This window comes from Acinetobacter sp. YH12128 (assembly GCF_013418655.1).
Classification (GTDB): domain Bacteria; phylum Pseudomonadota; class Gammaproteobacteria; order Pseudomonadales; family Moraxellaceae; genus Acinetobacter; species Acinetobacter amyesii.
Genome location: NZ_VPBO01000016.1, coordinates 83,968 through 99,867 on the forward strand (window position 1 = coordinate 83,968; position 15,900 = coordinate 99,867).

The window sequence follows — 15,900 nt, forward strand, 5'->3', positions numbered from 1 at the left end:
TAGGAAAGTTCAAGTATGGGCTCTGCTCAAATTTTTGGAATCATTATTAACGTTGCAATTTTGCTCGTATTTTTCCGTTTTTTAATGCAGCTTGCTGCCGTGAGTCCATATAACCCTGTGGTTTTGGCAACAGCAAAAGCAACAAAAATTGTCGACATCTTTAGCCGAATTTTCCCAACTTTGGCCAAAGGTCGAGTGAATACCGCAGCATTGGTGTTGGTGGTGATTCTGTATTTGTTAAAAATGTTTGGTTTGATGTATTTGTCAGGCGTGGCGGTGAATAGTCCATTCCATCTGATCATTATGACCTTTGTGACCATGATTCAGGATTTAATCCGTTTCTGTCGTTACTTAATTTTTGCATCGATTATTTTGAGTTGGGTCGTGATGTTTAGCCAGTCACGTTCGCCTTATATTGAAGTGGTTCAAGAGTTGGCAGAACCGCTACTTGCGCCATTCCGTCGTATTCTTCCAAATATGGGGATGATTGACTTGTCACCAATTTTTGCGATTTTGGCATTGTTGGTTGCGGAAACCATTATGAAGCAAGTCGCAATTGCATTATTGACTGGTCTTTAATCTGAGCTAAGACGAGTTAAATTAAAAAGGACGCCGAGGCGTCCTTTTTTGTGGATTTAATATGTGGTGTAAAACAATAAATATCTACGAGGAGATATCTCACCTCCATCCAACCTTCCTCCTAGAGGGAGAAAGGCGTGAATGAACGTGAATGAGTTAGTGTGCTTCGTCCCAGTTATTACCTTGACCCACTTCCACAATCAGTGGAACGGAAATTTTCAACACAGACTGCATTACTTCAGCCAGTTGGGCAGAGAGTTCGTCGGCAATTGCAGCATCGACTTCAAACACCAATTCATCGTGTACTTGCAGTAACATTTTGGCTTGATCTTTCGGTAAGATTTTATCGACGGCGATCATGGCCAATTTAATAATATCCGCCGCAGAACCTTGTAGCGGCGCATTAATCGCTGCACGTTCAGCGCCTTGTTTCACCATTTTGTTGCTCGCCATAATGTCCGGTGTATACAGACGACGACCTAAAATGGTTTCCACAAAACCTTGTTCACGTGCCACTTGGCGAGTACGTTCCATATATTCTAAAACACCAGGGTAGCGTTGGAAGTATTTACCAATATAGTTACGTGACTCTTCGCGAGTGAAACCCAACTGACGAGTCAAACCGAATTCTGACATGCCATAGAGCAGACCGAAGTTCACCGCTTTGGCTTGACGACGTTGGTTGCTGGTCACTTCATCGAGTGGAATACCCAAAACTTCTGCCGCAGTACGTTTATGTACGTCTTGTCCATGATTGAAGGCATCGACCAAGGCATGATCTTGCGAGAAATGTGCCATTAAACGTAATTCGATTTGCGAGTAATCGGCTGCAAGTAATATGCGACCTTCAGGTGCAATAAAGGCTTTACGGATTTGGCGCCCAATATCTTCACGGACAGGAATGTTTTGTAAGTTGGGATCTGTGGATGATAAACGACCTGTAGCTGTTAACGCTTGGTGATAACTGGTATGCACACGATGTGTGTCATTATTCACTTGCTTTAACAGACCATCGGTATAAGTGCTTTTCAGTTTAGAGAGACCACGATATTCCAAAATTAAATCGGTAATCGGATGATCGATTTTCTCTAGAACACTTTCACTGGTACTGTACTGACCTGTAGAGGTCTTCTTACCGCCTTTTAAACCTAATTTATCAAACAGAATCTCGCCGACTTGTTTAGGCGAGCTGACATTGAAGCTTTGACCCGCAAGATCGGTAATTTCGGTTTCTAAATTTTGAATGGTATTGGCAAATTCCACACCAAGTTGGTCGAGGAATGCCATATCTAGCTCAATGCCGTTTTCTTCCATAGAGGTCAGAACACGGGCAACTGGCATCTCAATATTGTGCAAAATATTGATCAGTTCTGGATGGGCTTGTAACTTTTTATCGAGTACTTCATACAGACGATAGGTCACATGGGCATCTTCAGCGGCATAATGGGCTGCCGTTTCGAGCTCAATTTGGTTAAAGGTCTTTTGTTTTGCGCCTTTGCCGGCCACTTGTTCGAACGTCGTTGTGAGATGACTTAAATACAAACGTGCGACATCATCCATTCCATGACGCGTAGCCACAGAGTTGAGGACATAAGAGGCCAACATGGTATCGAAATACCAACCTGCCAAATGAATGCCATGATTTTCTAAGACATGTGCATCATATTTGAGATGATGACCAATTTTTTGTACGTCATTATCTTCAAGTAAAGGTTTGAGTTGATTCAGAATTGTGTTGCGATCAAGTTGTTGCGGCGCATCTTCATAATCATGCGCAAGCGGCACGTAATAGGCATCTTGTGCATCTAAAGCCACCGAGAAACCTACAATCTGCGCCACGCGGTAGTCAAGGCTAGTGGTTTCGGTATCAAAGGCAAAACGCTTTTCAGTACTTAGACGCTTGAATAACACATCCCAATCTTCTTGGGTCAATACCGTGTGATATCGAGCTTCACCGAGTAAATCATCAACACTGGTTTTGTCCGCTTGATCTTCAGCTTCAGGTGCATTGGCAACAGTCGCCGTGGTGTTGATAGCTTTGGCTGCTTGTTTGTAGGTTGCACCATTGGGGTTGTTCGGATGATCTAATGACTGCAGTTGGTTACGGAATTCTAGTTCAGTATATAAATCACGAAGTGCTGGAATATTTGGATCAGCAAGTTTCAAATCTTCGTATTTAAGGCCCATGTCGAGGTCGCAAACAATGCTCGCCAGTTGGTGGTCAAGAGTAATCCCTTCGACATTGTCTTTAATGTTTTGACCGACTTTACCTTTAATGCTGTCGACATTTTCTAAAATGCCACCAATCGAGCCGTACTCAGTTAAAAGTTTCGCTGCTGTTTTTGCGCCAACACCGGGTACACCACGAATGCCGTCAGAGGCGTCGCCCATCAGCGTGAGGTAGTCAATGATTTGATTCGGCCACACCCCAAATTTTTCAAAAACGCCTTGAACGTCCATCGGTTTGTCTTTGAAGCTGTCTTCTAAAGTGACACGCTCAGTAACGAGCTGCGCCATGTCTTTGTCACCAGTGGAGATCAAAACTTGATGACCGGCTGCTTCAGCGCGTTTGGCTAAAGTTCCGATAATGTCATCGGCTTCAGCACCTGGCAACATATGCAGCGGAATCCCTAGAGCACGAATTAATGCATGAAGATATGGAATTTGTTGTGATAATTCTTCAGGCATGCTTGGACGGTCACCTTTATAAATCGGGGACAATTCATGACGGAAGGTTGGTTCAGGTGTATCGAAAATAACGGCCATGTGCGTCGGTTGGATACGACGCATTAATTTTTGGATGGCAGAAATGGCACCTCGGATTGCATTGGTATGCAAACCGGTTGAAGTGGTTAATGGTGGCAGTGCATGGTAGGCACGAAATAAAAAGTATGAGCCATCGACCAAGACAAATGGTGGCATGGATAATTTCCTAATCCTAAAAACGGTTTTATTGTACGTGATTTTTTGCCCGTACGCTGAGTCTAGATTGTATATGTAACTTACCGAATCACTGATGAATAGTTTTAATCCATCGGTCAGGCTCATGTATCATCAAAACATTCAGGAAAATGACGAAGCAGGTATGCTGAAACAGAATAATGAAATCAAGATGATTTGGTTGATGACGCTGATCATGGTAGGGATCGGGGCATGGTATTTAGATGTCCGAATCCTGAGTTATATCAGTGGTATCGGTTTTATGCTCAGTGTGATGAATTATGTCGATGATTTACAGCATGGCGCTGATGCACTGAGCTCATCAAAACAAGCATTTCAAGTGACATCAAAGGTTCCGTTATATATTGCATCGTTATTAACGGTCGTTGGACTGTTAACAGAATTGGGATATTTGGTTGCGATCGGGATTAGCCTGTGGGTTTATTTTTTTCTGCGTTGGCTGAAACGATTAGAACGTCAGCTGCATCTATTGCAAGGACGTGCGCTTCAGTCGCAATCGTGTCATGTGGCTACTTCAATGTCAGCATCGACAATAGACCGTCCTGAAAATTTTGATTCTGACGATACACCATCTGTACATCCCGCGACTGCAATTGGTACAGCTAGACATCAGGCAACATTCAATTCAACGCCTTCTAATACATCATCCAAGTCTGCACCAAATTTATCCAGTCAAATTCAGCAATGGCTTTTCCAAGGTAATCCCGTGTTAAAAGTGGCGGTACTGGTCTTGGTGATTGGCGTGGTGCTATTACTTAGATTTGCCACAGAGCATTGGCAACTAAGCTTGGCCATGAAGCTGTTGATTGTGAGTTTGATCAGTGCTGGTGTTGTCGGACTAGGATATTGGCTGCAAGCCAAAAATCGAAGTTTTGCCTTAGCGCTAGAAGGTCTAGGTCTTGCAGCGCTGTTTTTGACCTTATTTTTTGCCTATTACAATGCCGTGATTGCGGGCTTTGGCATGGCCTGTGTACTGTATGCAGTGCTTATGGCATTGACGATTTGGCTCAGTTTGAAACAACAGTCGGTAGAACTGGCAATCATGGCAATGCTGATCGCCTATCTTGCGCCATTTACCTTGCCTGTTCGTGATGCAACTGCAACGGAATTCATCGCCTATTATCTTGTGATTAATATTGCTGTTGCGGTCATGAGTACTTTAAGACCGTGGAAATATCTGAATCAAATCGCATTTTTGATGACGGTGATTATGGGTGGTGGATATGCTTTTTACCACGGATACACCACCGAACGTCAGATGATGAGCGTGCTGGTTTTAGCCCACGCTGCGATTTTTATCTGGCTAGGTTTTCGTTTTAGCCAGTTATTGGCGAAACAGGATCTTGCGCATTTTCAACTCAAACCTGCCTTGGATATTGCACTGATTTTTGCTGCACCACTGCTTGCTTATCTGGCATTGTATTTGATGTATTTTGAGGAAACCGTATGGCAGGCGGGGTATAGCTTGCTATTTGCAGCGCTTTTTGCCGCACTGTATAGCATCAGTAAACGTAGTGCTGTGATCCCACTGATTGCACAAAGTTATTTGAGTTTGACCTTAATTTTCTTGGCATTGATTCCACCGATAGTATTGAAAGAGCAGTGGAGTGTGGTCGGTTGGGCAGTTGAAGGTGCATTGATATTTATATATGCCCTATACAAGCAGTCCAATATCAGCCGTTATTTAGGCATGGCGCTCTTGGTGATGGCGGGTTGTTCAAGTCTGTATTATTTGGTTCAACTGCCACATTTCCCTGCACAGATGTATTGGGGCGTGTGTTTGAGCTATTTGGCGGCCATTATCGTGACGCATGCTGTTCCTGCATTTCATAAACAGCTTTCAAGTTCGAGTATTGCCTTTCAATGTGTGCAAATGCTCTCAGCAACTACTATGTTCACCATGTTGCTCTTAGATTGGCTGCAGAGTAGTCATCAATTGGCCTTGAGTTTATTGATTGTCAGTGTGGCCTATCTGTTGGTGAATGAAGGCTTGTTAAAACGAAAAGCTTCGTGGAGTTGGTCCATCATTAAGTGGACCGGTCTAGTGCCTGTTTATGTGATGGGGCTGTACCAAGTTATTTCAGTGAGTGAGAACGGTCAGTTAATTTGGCATTCAACGATGGAGCAGATTTATTTTGCATTCGCTGGGCTGAGCTTGACGCTGCTTTGGCTACGACCATTACTCGGTGTGCGTGAAGAAAAAGAATGGGTCAGTCTCGGAATTTTGAGTAGCTTGGCGTGGACCAGTCTGACGCTGATACCCAGTATGCCGTATATCAGTGTGGTAATTTTGCCGCTGATATTTTGTGCATGGTGTTATTGGCAAGCGCAGCAACCGGTCTGGAAAATGTTTTGGCAGGCTCGCAGTAGCTTGCTTTTAAGTTTGGCTTGGATTATTTGTTCACAACTCTTTAGTCAGCAGGCCTTTGTGGGATATATCTTGCCGATACTGAATCCTTTTGATGCAGTGAGTTTGCTGTTGTTAGCGGCTTTTTTATGGATGTTGAATCAACAGTTAAAAGCTGGTTTAGATCGTAGCTTGGCTGCCGTGTTGAGTGTCCTAGGGCTACTTTGGTTAAGTAGCTATGTTGTGCTCCGTGCCTTACATAGGTATCTGGATACACCTTATAACAGTTTAGACATTTGGAGTGATGCGACCATTCAACTCAGTTTTACCGTGCTGTGGGTGTTATTGGCTTTGGTGAGTATGCGCTTTGCCAGTCAGCGCCAATTACGTTCAGTTTGGCTGCTCGGCGGCAGTATTTTGGTCTTGGTGACGTTGAAATTGGTCTTGCTGGATTTATCTCATGTCGGCACACTCATGCGAGTGATTTCGTTTATGGCGGCAGGTTTTGCCATGCTTTTGATTGCTTATATTGCCCCCATGCCGAATGACAAGATTGAGCCATGATGAAGTTCTTAAAGGTACGAAATCACTAAGCTGTACAGGTCGATGGCTATAATAGTAGATGATAAAAAAACCCTGCACATTTGAAGATATGCAGGGCTTTTCATATCAAGTCTATAAACCATTATTTGAGTTGAGGTTCTCGTTGGATCTCTTGTGCATTGGCATATTGATCGACGTCGGCATTGCTTGCTTGCGTAGAAAGCGGGTGGTCAACAAAACCCATTTTCGGTACAGGAATTTCAATTTTATTTTCTACAAAGGCATTGCGAATCCGTTCCTGCATTTCATCACGGACTTTTAGGAAATTCTCTCTTTGACACCAAATAGCAAAAAGCAGCTCAATGGAAGATTCACGAAAGGCAGTGACGGTCACGGCAGGTTTAGGATCGGCCAAGACCAATGGATATTTACTGACGGCATCTAATAAAACTTCACGGACTTTGATGATGTCTTCATGAAAGTTAATTGCAAGGGTAATTGGAATGCGCCGTATTGGAAACTTAGACAGGTTATGTACAGGTGCCCGAATCAGTTGTTCATTCGGCAAACGGACATAGACATTGTCCTGCGTGAGTAATTTGACCGACAGTAAATCAATCGAGATTACTTCACCTTCAATGGTATGCCCGCGAATCAGTGTCAATTGAATGGTATCACCAACCTCAAAAGACCCTTCACCGATCAAGAACATCCCGCTGATCAGGTTGGATGCGGACGTTTGCGAGGCAAAACCCAGTGCGACCGTTAAAATACCTGCTGCACCCAAGAAGACGCTGAGTTTAAAGCCGGCTTCTTTTAAACTGGCCATCACAAAGATTAAAAAGATGAAATAGAAAATCCCGCGACGCCAAACCAACTGCTGATGAGCATTGAAACGCATACCCACAGTGCGGATAAAGGTGTTTGAGATAAAACGTGCAATCAGAAAGCCGATGACTGCCAATAAAACAGCCACCAATAATTCTGTCAGCCGATCAGTATTGAGATTGGCGACCATTCCTTTTAGGCTGCTGGTAATTTCTGTCGAAATATTTAAATCTGCCATGGCTCACCGTTAGAAAAATGAATCAAACATATTGAACAGCACATTGGCTGACTCGCGTGGCGGATGTAGATAAACAACGTCACCTGCTTGTGGCGGTGTACGGTTTTCAATTTTGACCCGCGGCGGTTTGTCATGACCTTCATGCACGACTCGAATTTGTGAAGTCCATAAACGTCCTGTACTTTCACTATAAAATAATGGCAAAGCCGGTACAGGGACATTCATACGGTCAAAACGAATCTGTTGATTACTCACGTTATGAAACTCAATAGGGGTTACTGCACGAAAAGCACGAGGTTTGAGTTGTTTAAGTTCTGTACGACCATCAACTGCTGTGGCATAGCAAATTTCACCCATTCGATGGTTCGGACCAAACCAGGTATCTTTTGGTAGAATCACAGGTATATCAAACAAAGGTTCTCTAAGACCTTCGACAAAGCCAGCAATCCACAGCGGTGTGCTGATATACAGCGTTCCGCGCTGTCCCGCTGGAATATAAATCGGATCGACCGGTTTAATCACCACAGACCGATCTGCCAAACGTGGCATGATTTGAATTTTGTCATGCGTCTGGCGGAACATATAACGTTCCATTTTAATGGGTTGTGGAAAACCAAATTCAGGGTCTTGTATCGGATGCCATTGCTGCTCATAGTCAAACTGAAAGGTCGGGCGATGGTATTCCATACGCCACTCTTGCATGCCGCGCGTCACACGAAACAATAAAGACCCAAACTGCCAACTGCGCGGGTGATTCAGTTCAAATTGATATTCCCCCCACCATTTACGTTTTGGGGATTCCTTTTCAGTCAAATCATTTTCTAATGGCAATGCGTATATCCCTTGTCCTGATAAATCCTAAAAACAGACTTCACGCTGTCAGATGCTTAGAGTACACTCAAAACAACTTTTTTCATCATTATAATGCGTGATGCAAGTACTTAAACAATTACAAATACCATATAGTTTTGCCAAACGTCATGGCGTATTGCTTCGATATGAGGGTGATCAAGCTTTTATTGTGCGTCGTGACAGCACGCCACTACTGGCTTTGCAAGAAGCACGTCGCTATTTAGGGCATCCTGCACAATATCAATTATGTAGTGAGCAAGAGTTTAATCAATTACTCAGTGCAAGCTTTGCCGGAGACACCGGTGAGTCTCAACAAGTGGCAGCGGGTCTGGAAGATCATCCTGATTTACTTAGCCTTGCGGACTCTGTGCCAGAAGCTGAAGATTTGATGGATCAGGAAGATGATGCGCCGATTGTACGCTTAATCAATGCTTTATTGTCGGAAGCAATTCGTGTTGGAGCTTCAGATATTCATATCGAATCTTTTGAAAAAAAGCTGTCTGTCCGCTTACGTGTTGATGGTCAATTACGTGAAATTGTGCAGCCTCGTCGTGAACTTGCGCCATTGTTGGTGTCACGGATCAAAGTCATGGCCAAACTCGATATTGCAGAAAAGCGAATTCCACAAGATGGTCGTATTTCTCTGCGTTTGGCGGGCCGTGAAGTCGATGTTCGTGTATCAACCTTACCGTCTTCGTATGGTGAGCGTGTGGTGATGCGTTTACTCGATAAGCAAGCTGGGCGTTTAAATATGACCCATTTGGGCTTGATGCAACATGACTATGATCGACTGAAACAACTGGTGCATCGTCCGCATGGCATTATTCTTGTGACTGGGCCGACAGGCTCGGGTAAAACCACCACTTTATATGCGGCATTGTCCGACCTGAATGACGGCTCAAAAAATATTTTAACCGCTGAAGACCCAATCGAATATCAACTGGAAGGTATTGGGCAGACTCAGGTCAACACCAAAGTGGATATGACTTTTGCCCGGGCTTTAAAAGCCATGCTGCGACAGGATCCAGATGTGGTGATGGTGGGTGAGATTCGTGATTTGGAAACAGCAGAAATTGCCGTGCAAGCATCCCTTACGGGTCATTTAGTCCTTTCAACCTTGCATACCAATACCGCGATTGGTGCAGTAACGCGTTTAAAAGACATGGGGATTGAGCCGTTTTTACTTGCCAGTTCTTTAATTGGTGTGATTGCCCAGCGCTTGGTTCGTACCTTATGTCCACGTTGTGCAACATGGCATGAAGCGGATGCTTTTGAAACAGAAATTTTCCGCCATTTAGATGTCGGCACTGAACTGAAGTTACCGCAACCCAAAGGTTGTGAGCACTGTTCACATACCGGATTTATCGGGCGTACTGCCATTTATGAAATTGTCCCGGTCGATGATCAAATGCGCCGTCTAGTGCATGGCAATGCTGCGGAATATGAAATTGAAACCTATGCGCGTAAACAGTCGGGTTCTATTCGGGATGATGGTTTGCGCAAAGTGTTGGCCGGTAAAACCACATTGGAAGAAGTGCTTCGAGTCACCAATGAAGCGGCGGAGTAGAGAGTTTTTCTGTAATTTTTAAATATAAGATGTACTTATAAAGTGCATCTTATATTTTGGTAGGTATGAAATTAGCTTATTTTTCTAAAATCTCTTTTATTTCCATTTCTAATCTTTCATAGAATTGATCTAAAGTCATATTCTTATAAAATTTATTTCTATTTACATAGGGTAAAGCTTCCTGTACCAATTGATTATATAAAGGATCATTAACATGCTTCGCCAAGACTAAACGAGAGATAGCACCTAGCCCTGTAATATATTCTTTTTCATCTCCATGATTCAGCCATTGGTTTAATGTTTCTATATCTTTATGTTTTTCTGCATCATAAATTAAAAAGTCATAGAGCTGATTTAATATATGTTGTAGTTCTTTGGGATTATTAAAATGGCTAGCCTCGCCCTCAATACCATGAATATTTGGAAAATATTGTAGGGTTTTATCATTTATGTGGTGTGTTCTAAATATTTTGATTGCTTTATCTAGTGTAACTTGTACGTAACTTGCCAAACTTAATTCACTATAAGCAAGAACATTTTTTTTTCTTGAACATAGAATAAAAATACTTTCATATATATTTGAATTTATATCCCTATAGAGATTATCTGAAGTAGGATATTGATGCTTTTTTTCTATTTTTGTAAATTTTAATTTATTATAATTTGACTCTAACCATTGGTAAGCGAATCTACTCAATTTATCACTATTTGATGGAACTGCTTTAAATTGTAATAACTGTTCTTTAGTCACTGCTTGAACGGCATTCAACATTTGCTCAATGCTTTTTTGGTCAGGAAAAATAACATCCCGACTGAAAAACACATAATGCTTTGCATCAAAAGCAACGAGATTATGCTTGCGCAATGTTTCGACCAATATTTTATAAAGGTATTTACTTTTTTCCTGCAAATATTCAATCACAAAAACATTCGTAGAAAAGTTAAAGAAGCCCTTTACATTACTAAAGAACTGGATAATTTCTTCATCGAAATTTTCTGCAAGTTCAGGATTAGTCACAATACTTTCAACTTCAATGAGCCAATTTTTCAGATTTTCTGTAAAACCTAAATCTTGAGGATTGGTTGCAAAATATTCTGCCTGTTCTAATGTAGAAATTGTTGTTTGAAAATGATGCTGTTCAGCATCCCATACATAAAATAACGCAGACATTTCTTATAAACTCGGTTTTAATTATTCGTCTTATCTTATTTATGTTTGAAATATAAGGCTATATTTTTTATAAAATTTATTTTGATAATTTAGGAAGCTACCCTAAAACATTTTGTTTTAGGGTAGGAGTTCATCAGGTAATCGCATTTAACGTTACATTGATATTGCCACGTGTTGCATTGGAATAAGGGCAGACAATATGTGCAGCATCGACCAGTTTTTGGGCTTCTGCCTGATCCATCCCTTCTAAATGAATATTTAAGGTCACTTCAATACCGAAACCGGTCGGGATCGGACCAATACCAACTTCACCTTCAATATAGGCATCTTGAGATATATTTAATTTATCGCGGTTGGCAACAAATTTCATCGCACCTAAAAAACACGCTGAATAACCAGCGGCGAAGAGTTGTTCAGGATTCGTACCATTACCTGTACCCCCCATAATTTTCGGCACAGCCAATTGAACATCTAAATGACCATCGGATGTCGTTGCACGACCATCACGACCACCAGTGGCTTTTGCATGGGCTGTATAAACTGCTTTTTCTAAAGTCATTTTTCTAATCCCTCAGATGATGGTTCAAAATCATATCGTGGGGGATTTTGTTTAAATAATATTCAGTTTTTTTGTAATTTTATACAGAGTGAAAATCAATATTGAACCAAAACACGGTGCTGCATCAGTGGCATTGATGCACGAATCTGCTGCTGTTCGTCTAAGTCAAAAGGAAATGTGAGTAGTTGAGCGCCTTCTTCTGCGGTGATTGCTAAAATTTGACCACGGCTGTTGCTTGCTCCAGCATGACCCCAAGTTTGACGCTTTTCACCATGCCAGCCTTGTTGTGCGGCACCTAATACAGCACATTGACTATCCATGGCACGAGCTTGCAGTAACAACTGCCAGTGCATTTCACCCGTGGTATAAGTAAAAGCTGCAGGCGCCGTTAAAATGTTTGCACCTTGGCTACGAAGTTTCAAAGCCAGTTCAGGAAAGCGCAAGTCGTAGCACACCATCAGGCCAATATTGCCAAAAGGTGTTGTTGCAACTACGGTTTCAGTACCAGGTTCAAAAAATTTTGATTCTTGATAGCCACCGACAGCGTCACCAACTTGCACATCAAATAAATGAATTTTGTCATAACGTGCTTCGGTATGTTCAGGGCTGATACACAGGCTAACAGTACGGACACGGCCATCTTGAATGATTGAACCATCTGGACGATAAGGGCATGGGAGTGTGCCCGCAACAATCCAAAGTTGATAACGATGTGCGAGTTGTTCTAGTCGCTGCTGAATACTTTCAAATTGCGCCGCGGTTTCGCGTTGTTTACCTGCGGCAAAGCAGACAAAATTTTCAGGAAATACAATGAGACTCGCACCTTGAGCCTGACATTGTTGCATCAATGACTCGATCACTTTGAAGTTATCTTCAATGTCATTTTGAGAATTCATTTGTGCAACGGAAAGTAAAGTCATGCGAAGAGGGTCTCTGCTGTGATTAACCTAAATTAGACATTTTGCTGCTTGGGTTGCTCTAGATTATCCTGCTCTTTTTGCAGTTGTTTGACCAAAGGCTCAAACATATTTTGGTTGCTATCATTCAGTTTCATCAGCGTTTTGTGTGCATCTAAAACCGTATTCAGCATATTGCTATGGGTAATGTGTTCTTCCATAAGTGCGCGAGTGCATACACTTGGATCACCACAATAATTCAAAATAACAAACACTTGACCTAAACCCATGCTATTGGCAAGCGTTGTGATATCAGAGTTTGTAGACAACATTACCGCTTGGATATGGTGAACTTGTTTGAGCTTCAAACCCAGTTTCGCCAAAATGCCAAGAACAGTACTATCGATAAATGTCGTTTGGGTTAAATCAACGATTGCACCGACGACATTTTGTTGCTGTTCAATTTTGTTTAATAACTTGTCTAGACTAATACAAGATTGGGCACGCACTTCGCCAATAAGCTTAAAAATATGCGTTCCGTTCAAGCTTGCATATTCAACATGACCTGTTGACATATAAATGCCATTTGCAGAGAAGGATAGTAAATTATCCCATAGGGGCACAGCTTACTCAAGTAGCCGAGTATGATCAGAAAGTCGTATTTGGTTTAAGTAATTGATTTCGTGATTAATTGATTCGACGTAAACTTAGGATGGCAATGTCGTCAGCAACATGGTCTGGTGCTTGAAATGATTGATTTTGCAAGTGATAAACCAATTGACCTAGCTGTTCATTCAATCCACCGTCAAAAGGTTCAAGTGCGCCATCCGAGCAAATTACAAAGCGCGAATAACGATTTAAGGTAAATTCAAACTCTTCCACTTCTAGGTCTTCAGTTAAGCCGAGTGGGAAGCTACTGGTGTTTAAAATTCTTGCGGGAAGACCAGGTTCAAATAAAATGGCCGGCGGATAATGCCCTGCACTAGACCATTTCAAGACATGCGTATCGAGATTGAGTATCCCCGCAATCATGGTAATGTGCTTTTCAATATTTTCTTGAACCAACATACCATTGAGTTTTTTGATCAACTCTCTTGGGGTTTTTGAACGACCGTGAAAAGCAGCCATCCATGAGGTTAGTAAACTACTCGTTACCCCATGACCAGACACATCTGCGAGATAAAACATGATTTCTTTATCGCTGATTTTCCAGTAATCGTACCAATCACCCGATAAATAAGCAGAAGGTTGGAAGAATGTTTCAACTTTATAATTGTGGAGTTCGATTGGATTTGGCAGTAAGCGTTTTTGCAAATCTGCAGCAGAAGGGAGGTCGCGGCTGTCTTGATTGCGTTTGTATTGCGCATCAATTTTAGTGAGTGCTGCTTGGAGGTTAGTTGGAATATGATCCCAAACCCATCCTGCTAAAGCGCCTTGTTGCCAAGCTTGAGCCAATGCAGCACCTTCATGCTCAAAAGCGAGCACAATGGTGGGAAGTGTCCATTGGTGATTTAAAAAGTCGGCAACATCAGCAATTGCAATGATCGTTGGATCATACAAGTCTAGATCTTCAATGTTAATCATTTGTACGCTAGGAAGCGCATCAAGTACCTGATCTAAATATGGAATATCACGAGTAGGTTGAATGAAATACATAAAGAATTAGATGAATCCTTCGATAGACAATAAGTGTACTATAGCAAGCTAATGATGGCTGGAGGGAAAAACCACACCAGCCAATTGAAAAATTTTATTTATTCAGTTGTTACCGTGTCAGTTTCATCTGAACTTGTGTCATCAATGAAATCGCTAGAATCATCAGATGAAACATCTGTTGAATTATCTTCAGATTCATCAATATCGTCATCTTCTTCATCAATAAATAAGTTTTCTTCAGCAATCCCTTTTTTCTCGGCAATAGAATAGTTCAGGCGTTGCAAATAGATGTCACGAATTTGAGCGTATTTATCGCCTTGCAATACACCTTCGATATCCAGTAATTGAGCGCGAGTATCGATTCCACGTAAAGTTTGCTCAGACCAGTAAGCTACATCATGACCATCAAGCATATATTTCTGTGGACGTCCTTGACTATCTACAGCTAGACCAACGGTTTGGCGCAATGTGCTTGGGCCAAGCACTGGTAGAACAATATAAGGACCAGAAGGAATACCGTAATATCCTAAAGTTGCACCAAAATTTTCATCTTCGGTTTCTAGGCCTAGGCGACTCGCAGGGTCAGCAAAGCCTAAAGTTGTCAGTGTATTAACAGTAAAGCGACCTAGACTTTTTGCGGCACGTGTCGGTCGTCCTTGGATGAGTTGGTTAAACGCATTCCAAGGTTCGCCTAAATTTTTACGGAATAAACGATAAGATTCACGAATATCCTTTGGAGTTTTTGCGACATATTGCACAGCAGCAGGGCGGGCAATATGGACATCTAAATAATCATTAAATGCGTAAACTTTCCGGTTGATCGGTTGGAAAGGGTCTTTATCTTCTTCTGATTGTGCTGCATTGGCATTTACAGATAATTTTTTTGCAACTTCAGATGACTTGACCATCGCAGCATGCGCAAGTTGTTGTGTTTTTGATTTATTGGCAGCTTCTGAGTCTTGAGCAACAGGTGCTGAAGCCTCGTCATTTGCAAATACAGGTGTTGTTACGACAAGTGACAATAATCCTGCATATAAAAAAGAAGTTTGGCGCATATATAGTCCTGACGCTTTTAGCGCGGCAAAATGTTTGCCGTATAATAAGTAAAAACGTTCAAATAATCTTGATTTATTACTATTAAACCAAATTTGATCAAAATATGAATGAAAAAATGTAATTTGAGCGAAAAATGTGCGCTCAAAATAATTATTTAAAAAAAGGTGTTGCGTTGGATCAGAAATGCTGTAGAATGCACATCCATCGGCGGTGATGAAGATTAAAACTTCTGATAAAACAATGACTTGGTTGAATTGATTAAGTTGGGTTTTATTTGATAAGTTTAAAAATAATTTAAATTACCGGTTGACTCTTTAGAAATAAAGAGTAATATAGCCGACCTAGCTTGCTGGTGACGAACCAACAAGAAGATCATTAAGAGATTATGAAGAACAACTTGTGTGGATTTTTACTGGTTGATCAATCGAAAATATTTCATTGATTGATGGTAGAAATTACTCGAAGTTTATTTGAGCAAATTTTTGTCAGTAATTGATGAGCCAAGATTGGTACACTATATGTACTATTGATTTTAAACTGAAGAGTTTGATCATGGCTCAGATTGAACGCTGGCGGCAGGCTTAACACATGCAAGTCGAGCGGGAATAGGTAGCTTGCTACCGATTTCTAGCGGCGGACGGGTGAGT

General features: G+C 41.7%; 12 protein-coding genes and 1 rRNA gene. 4 read left to right on the forward strand and 9 right to left on the reverse strand.

The features are described 5' to 3' along the window. Positions 1 to 15: 15 nt before the first annotated feature. Positions 16 to 579 (forward strand): YggT family protein, encoded by a 564-nt coding sequence (locus tag FTU64_RS10030; RefSeq protein WP_078189567.1) that lies wholly within the window; start codon positions 16 to 18, stop codon positions 577 to 579. A gap of 156 nt (positions 580 to 735) precedes the next feature. Here FTU64_RS10030 and polA read toward each other — a convergent pair whose 3' ends face one another. Beyond that, entirely contained in the window at positions 736 to 3,501 is a 2,766-nt protein-coding gene (gene polA, locus FTU64_RS10035; RefSeq protein WP_180059698.1) for a DNA polymerase I, read from the reverse strand. A gap of 163 nt (positions 3,502 to 3,664) precedes the next feature. Between polA and FTU64_RS10040 the strand changes: the two genes are divergently transcribed. Continuing rightward, positions 3,665 to 6,451, forward strand: coding sequence for a DUF2339 domain-containing protein (locus FTU64_RS10040; protein ID WP_180055955.1), 2,787 nt, complete (start codon positions 3,665 to 3,667; stop codon positions 6,449 to 6,451). Between the two features lie 121 nt (positions 6,452 to 6,572). Here the strand turns inward: FTU64_RS10040 and FTU64_RS10045 are convergent, their stop codons facing one another. Both FTU64_RS10045 and FTU64_RS10050 read right to left on the reverse strand, forming a co-directional pair. Continuing rightward, positions 6,573 to 7,496, reverse strand: coding sequence for a mechanosensitive ion channel family protein (locus tag FTU64_RS10045; RefSeq protein WP_180050202.1), 924 nt, complete (start codon positions 7,494 to 7,496; stop codon positions 6,573 to 6,575). Between the two features lie 9 nt (positions 7,497 to 7,505). Continuing rightward, complete coding sequence (locus FTU64_RS10050) at positions 7,506 to 8,327, reverse strand: hypothetical protein (protein ID WP_111884712.1); 822 nt, start codon at positions 8,325 to 8,327, stop codon at positions 7,506 to 7,508. Between the two features lie 100 nt (positions 8,328 to 8,427). Here FTU64_RS10050 and gspE point away from each other — a divergent pair, with 100 nt between their 5' ends. Then, positions 8,428 to 9,915, forward strand: coding sequence for a type II secretion system ATPase GspE (gspE, locus tag FTU64_RS10055; protein WP_180055948.1), 1,488 nt, complete (start codon positions 8,428 to 8,430; stop codon positions 9,913 to 9,915). A gap of 76 nt (positions 9,916 to 9,991) precedes the next feature. Here gspE and FTU64_RS10060 read toward each other — a convergent pair whose 3' ends face one another. The 6 genes from FTU64_RS10060 to FTU64_RS10085 form a co-directional block, all read right to left on the reverse strand. Continuing rightward, positions 9,992 to 11,086 carry a hypothetical protein gene (locus FTU64_RS10060; protein WP_180059699.1) on the reverse strand — a complete coding sequence of 365 codons (1,095 nt, stop codon included), beginning with the start codon at positions 11,084 to 11,086 and terminating at the stop codon, positions 9,992 to 9,994. 133 nt (positions 11,087 to 11,219) lie between these two features. After that, complete coding sequence (locus tag FTU64_RS10065) at positions 11,220 to 11,645, reverse strand: organic hydroperoxide resistance protein (RefSeq protein WP_180055950.1); 426 nt, start codon at positions 11,643 to 11,645, stop codon at positions 11,220 to 11,222. A gap of 95 nt (positions 11,646 to 11,740) precedes the next feature. Continuing rightward, entirely contained in the window at positions 11,741 to 12,565 is an 825-nt protein-coding gene (locus tag FTU64_RS10070) for a carbon-nitrogen hydrolase family protein (protein WP_180055951.1), read from the reverse strand. A 32-nt stretch (positions 12,566 to 12,597) separates the two neighbouring features. Further along, positions 12,598 to 13,116, reverse strand: a complete 519-nt coding sequence (gene gigB, locus FTU64_RS10075; protein ID WP_078189558.1) for an anti-anti-sigma factor GigB — start codon at positions 13,114 to 13,116, stop codon at positions 12,598 to 12,600. A 112-nt stretch (positions 13,117 to 13,228) separates the two neighbouring features. Then, positions 13,229 to 14,197, reverse strand: a complete 969-nt coding sequence (gene gigA / locus FTU64_RS10080; protein ID WP_180005046.1) for an RsbU family protein phosphatase GigA — start codon at positions 14,195 to 14,197, stop codon at positions 13,229 to 13,231. A 98-nt stretch (positions 14,198 to 14,295) separates the two neighbouring features. Then, the gene (locus tag FTU64_RS10085; protein WP_180059700.1) at positions 14,296 to 15,252 is read right to left on the reverse strand and encodes a VacJ family lipoprotein; all 957 of its coding nucleotides are present in this window, start codon (positions 15,250 to 15,252) and stop codon (positions 14,296 to 14,298) included. 535 nt (positions 15,253 to 15,787) lie between these two features. Between FTU64_RS10085 and FTU64_RS10090 the strand changes: the two genes are divergently transcribed. Next, positions 15,788 to 15,900, forward strand: a 16S ribosomal RNA gene (locus FTU64_RS10090); the annotation flags it as partial.

Coding starts and splice junctions, on each gene's coding strand:
- FTU64_RS10085 (WP_180059700.1), bottom strand. CDS start 15,252: ATGCGCCAAACTTCTTTTTTATATGCAGGATTATTGTCACTTGTCGTA.
- FTU64_RS10070 (WP_180055951.1), bottom strand. CDS start 12,565: ATGACTTTACTTTCCGTTGCACAAATGAATTCTCAAAATGACATTGAA.
- FTU64_RS10040 (WP_180055955.1), top strand. CDS start 3,665: ATGCTGAAACAGAATAATGAAATCAAGATGATTTGGTTGATGACGCTG.
- FTU64_RS10060 (WP_180059699.1), bottom strand. CDS start 11,086: ATGTCTGCGTTATTTTATGTATGGGATGCTGAACAGCATCATTTTCAA.
- FTU64_RS10045 (WP_180050202.1), bottom strand. CDS start 7,496: ATGGCAGATTTAAATATTTCGACAGAAATTACCAGCAGCCTAAAAGGA.
- gspE (WP_180055948.1), top strand. CDS start 8,428: ATGCAAGTACTTAAACAATTACAAATACCATATAGTTTTGCCAAACGT.
- gigA (WP_180005046.1), bottom strand. CDS start 14,197: ATGTATTTCATTCAACCTACTCGTGATATTCCATATTTAGATCAGGTA.
- gigB (WP_078189558.1), bottom strand. CDS start 13,116: ATGTCAACAGGTCATGTTGAATATGCAAGCTTGAACGGAACGCATATT.
- FTU64_RS10065 (WP_180055950.1), bottom strand. CDS start 11,645: ATGACTTTAGAAAAAGCAGTTTATACAGCCCATGCAAAAGCCACTGGT.
- polA (WP_180059698.1), bottom strand. CDS start 3,501: ATGCCACCATTTGTCTTGGTCGATGGCTCATACTTTTTATTTCGTGCC.
- FTU64_RS10030 (WP_078189567.1), top strand. CDS start 16: ATGGGCTCTGCTCAAATTTTTGGAATCATTATTAACGTTGCAATTTTG.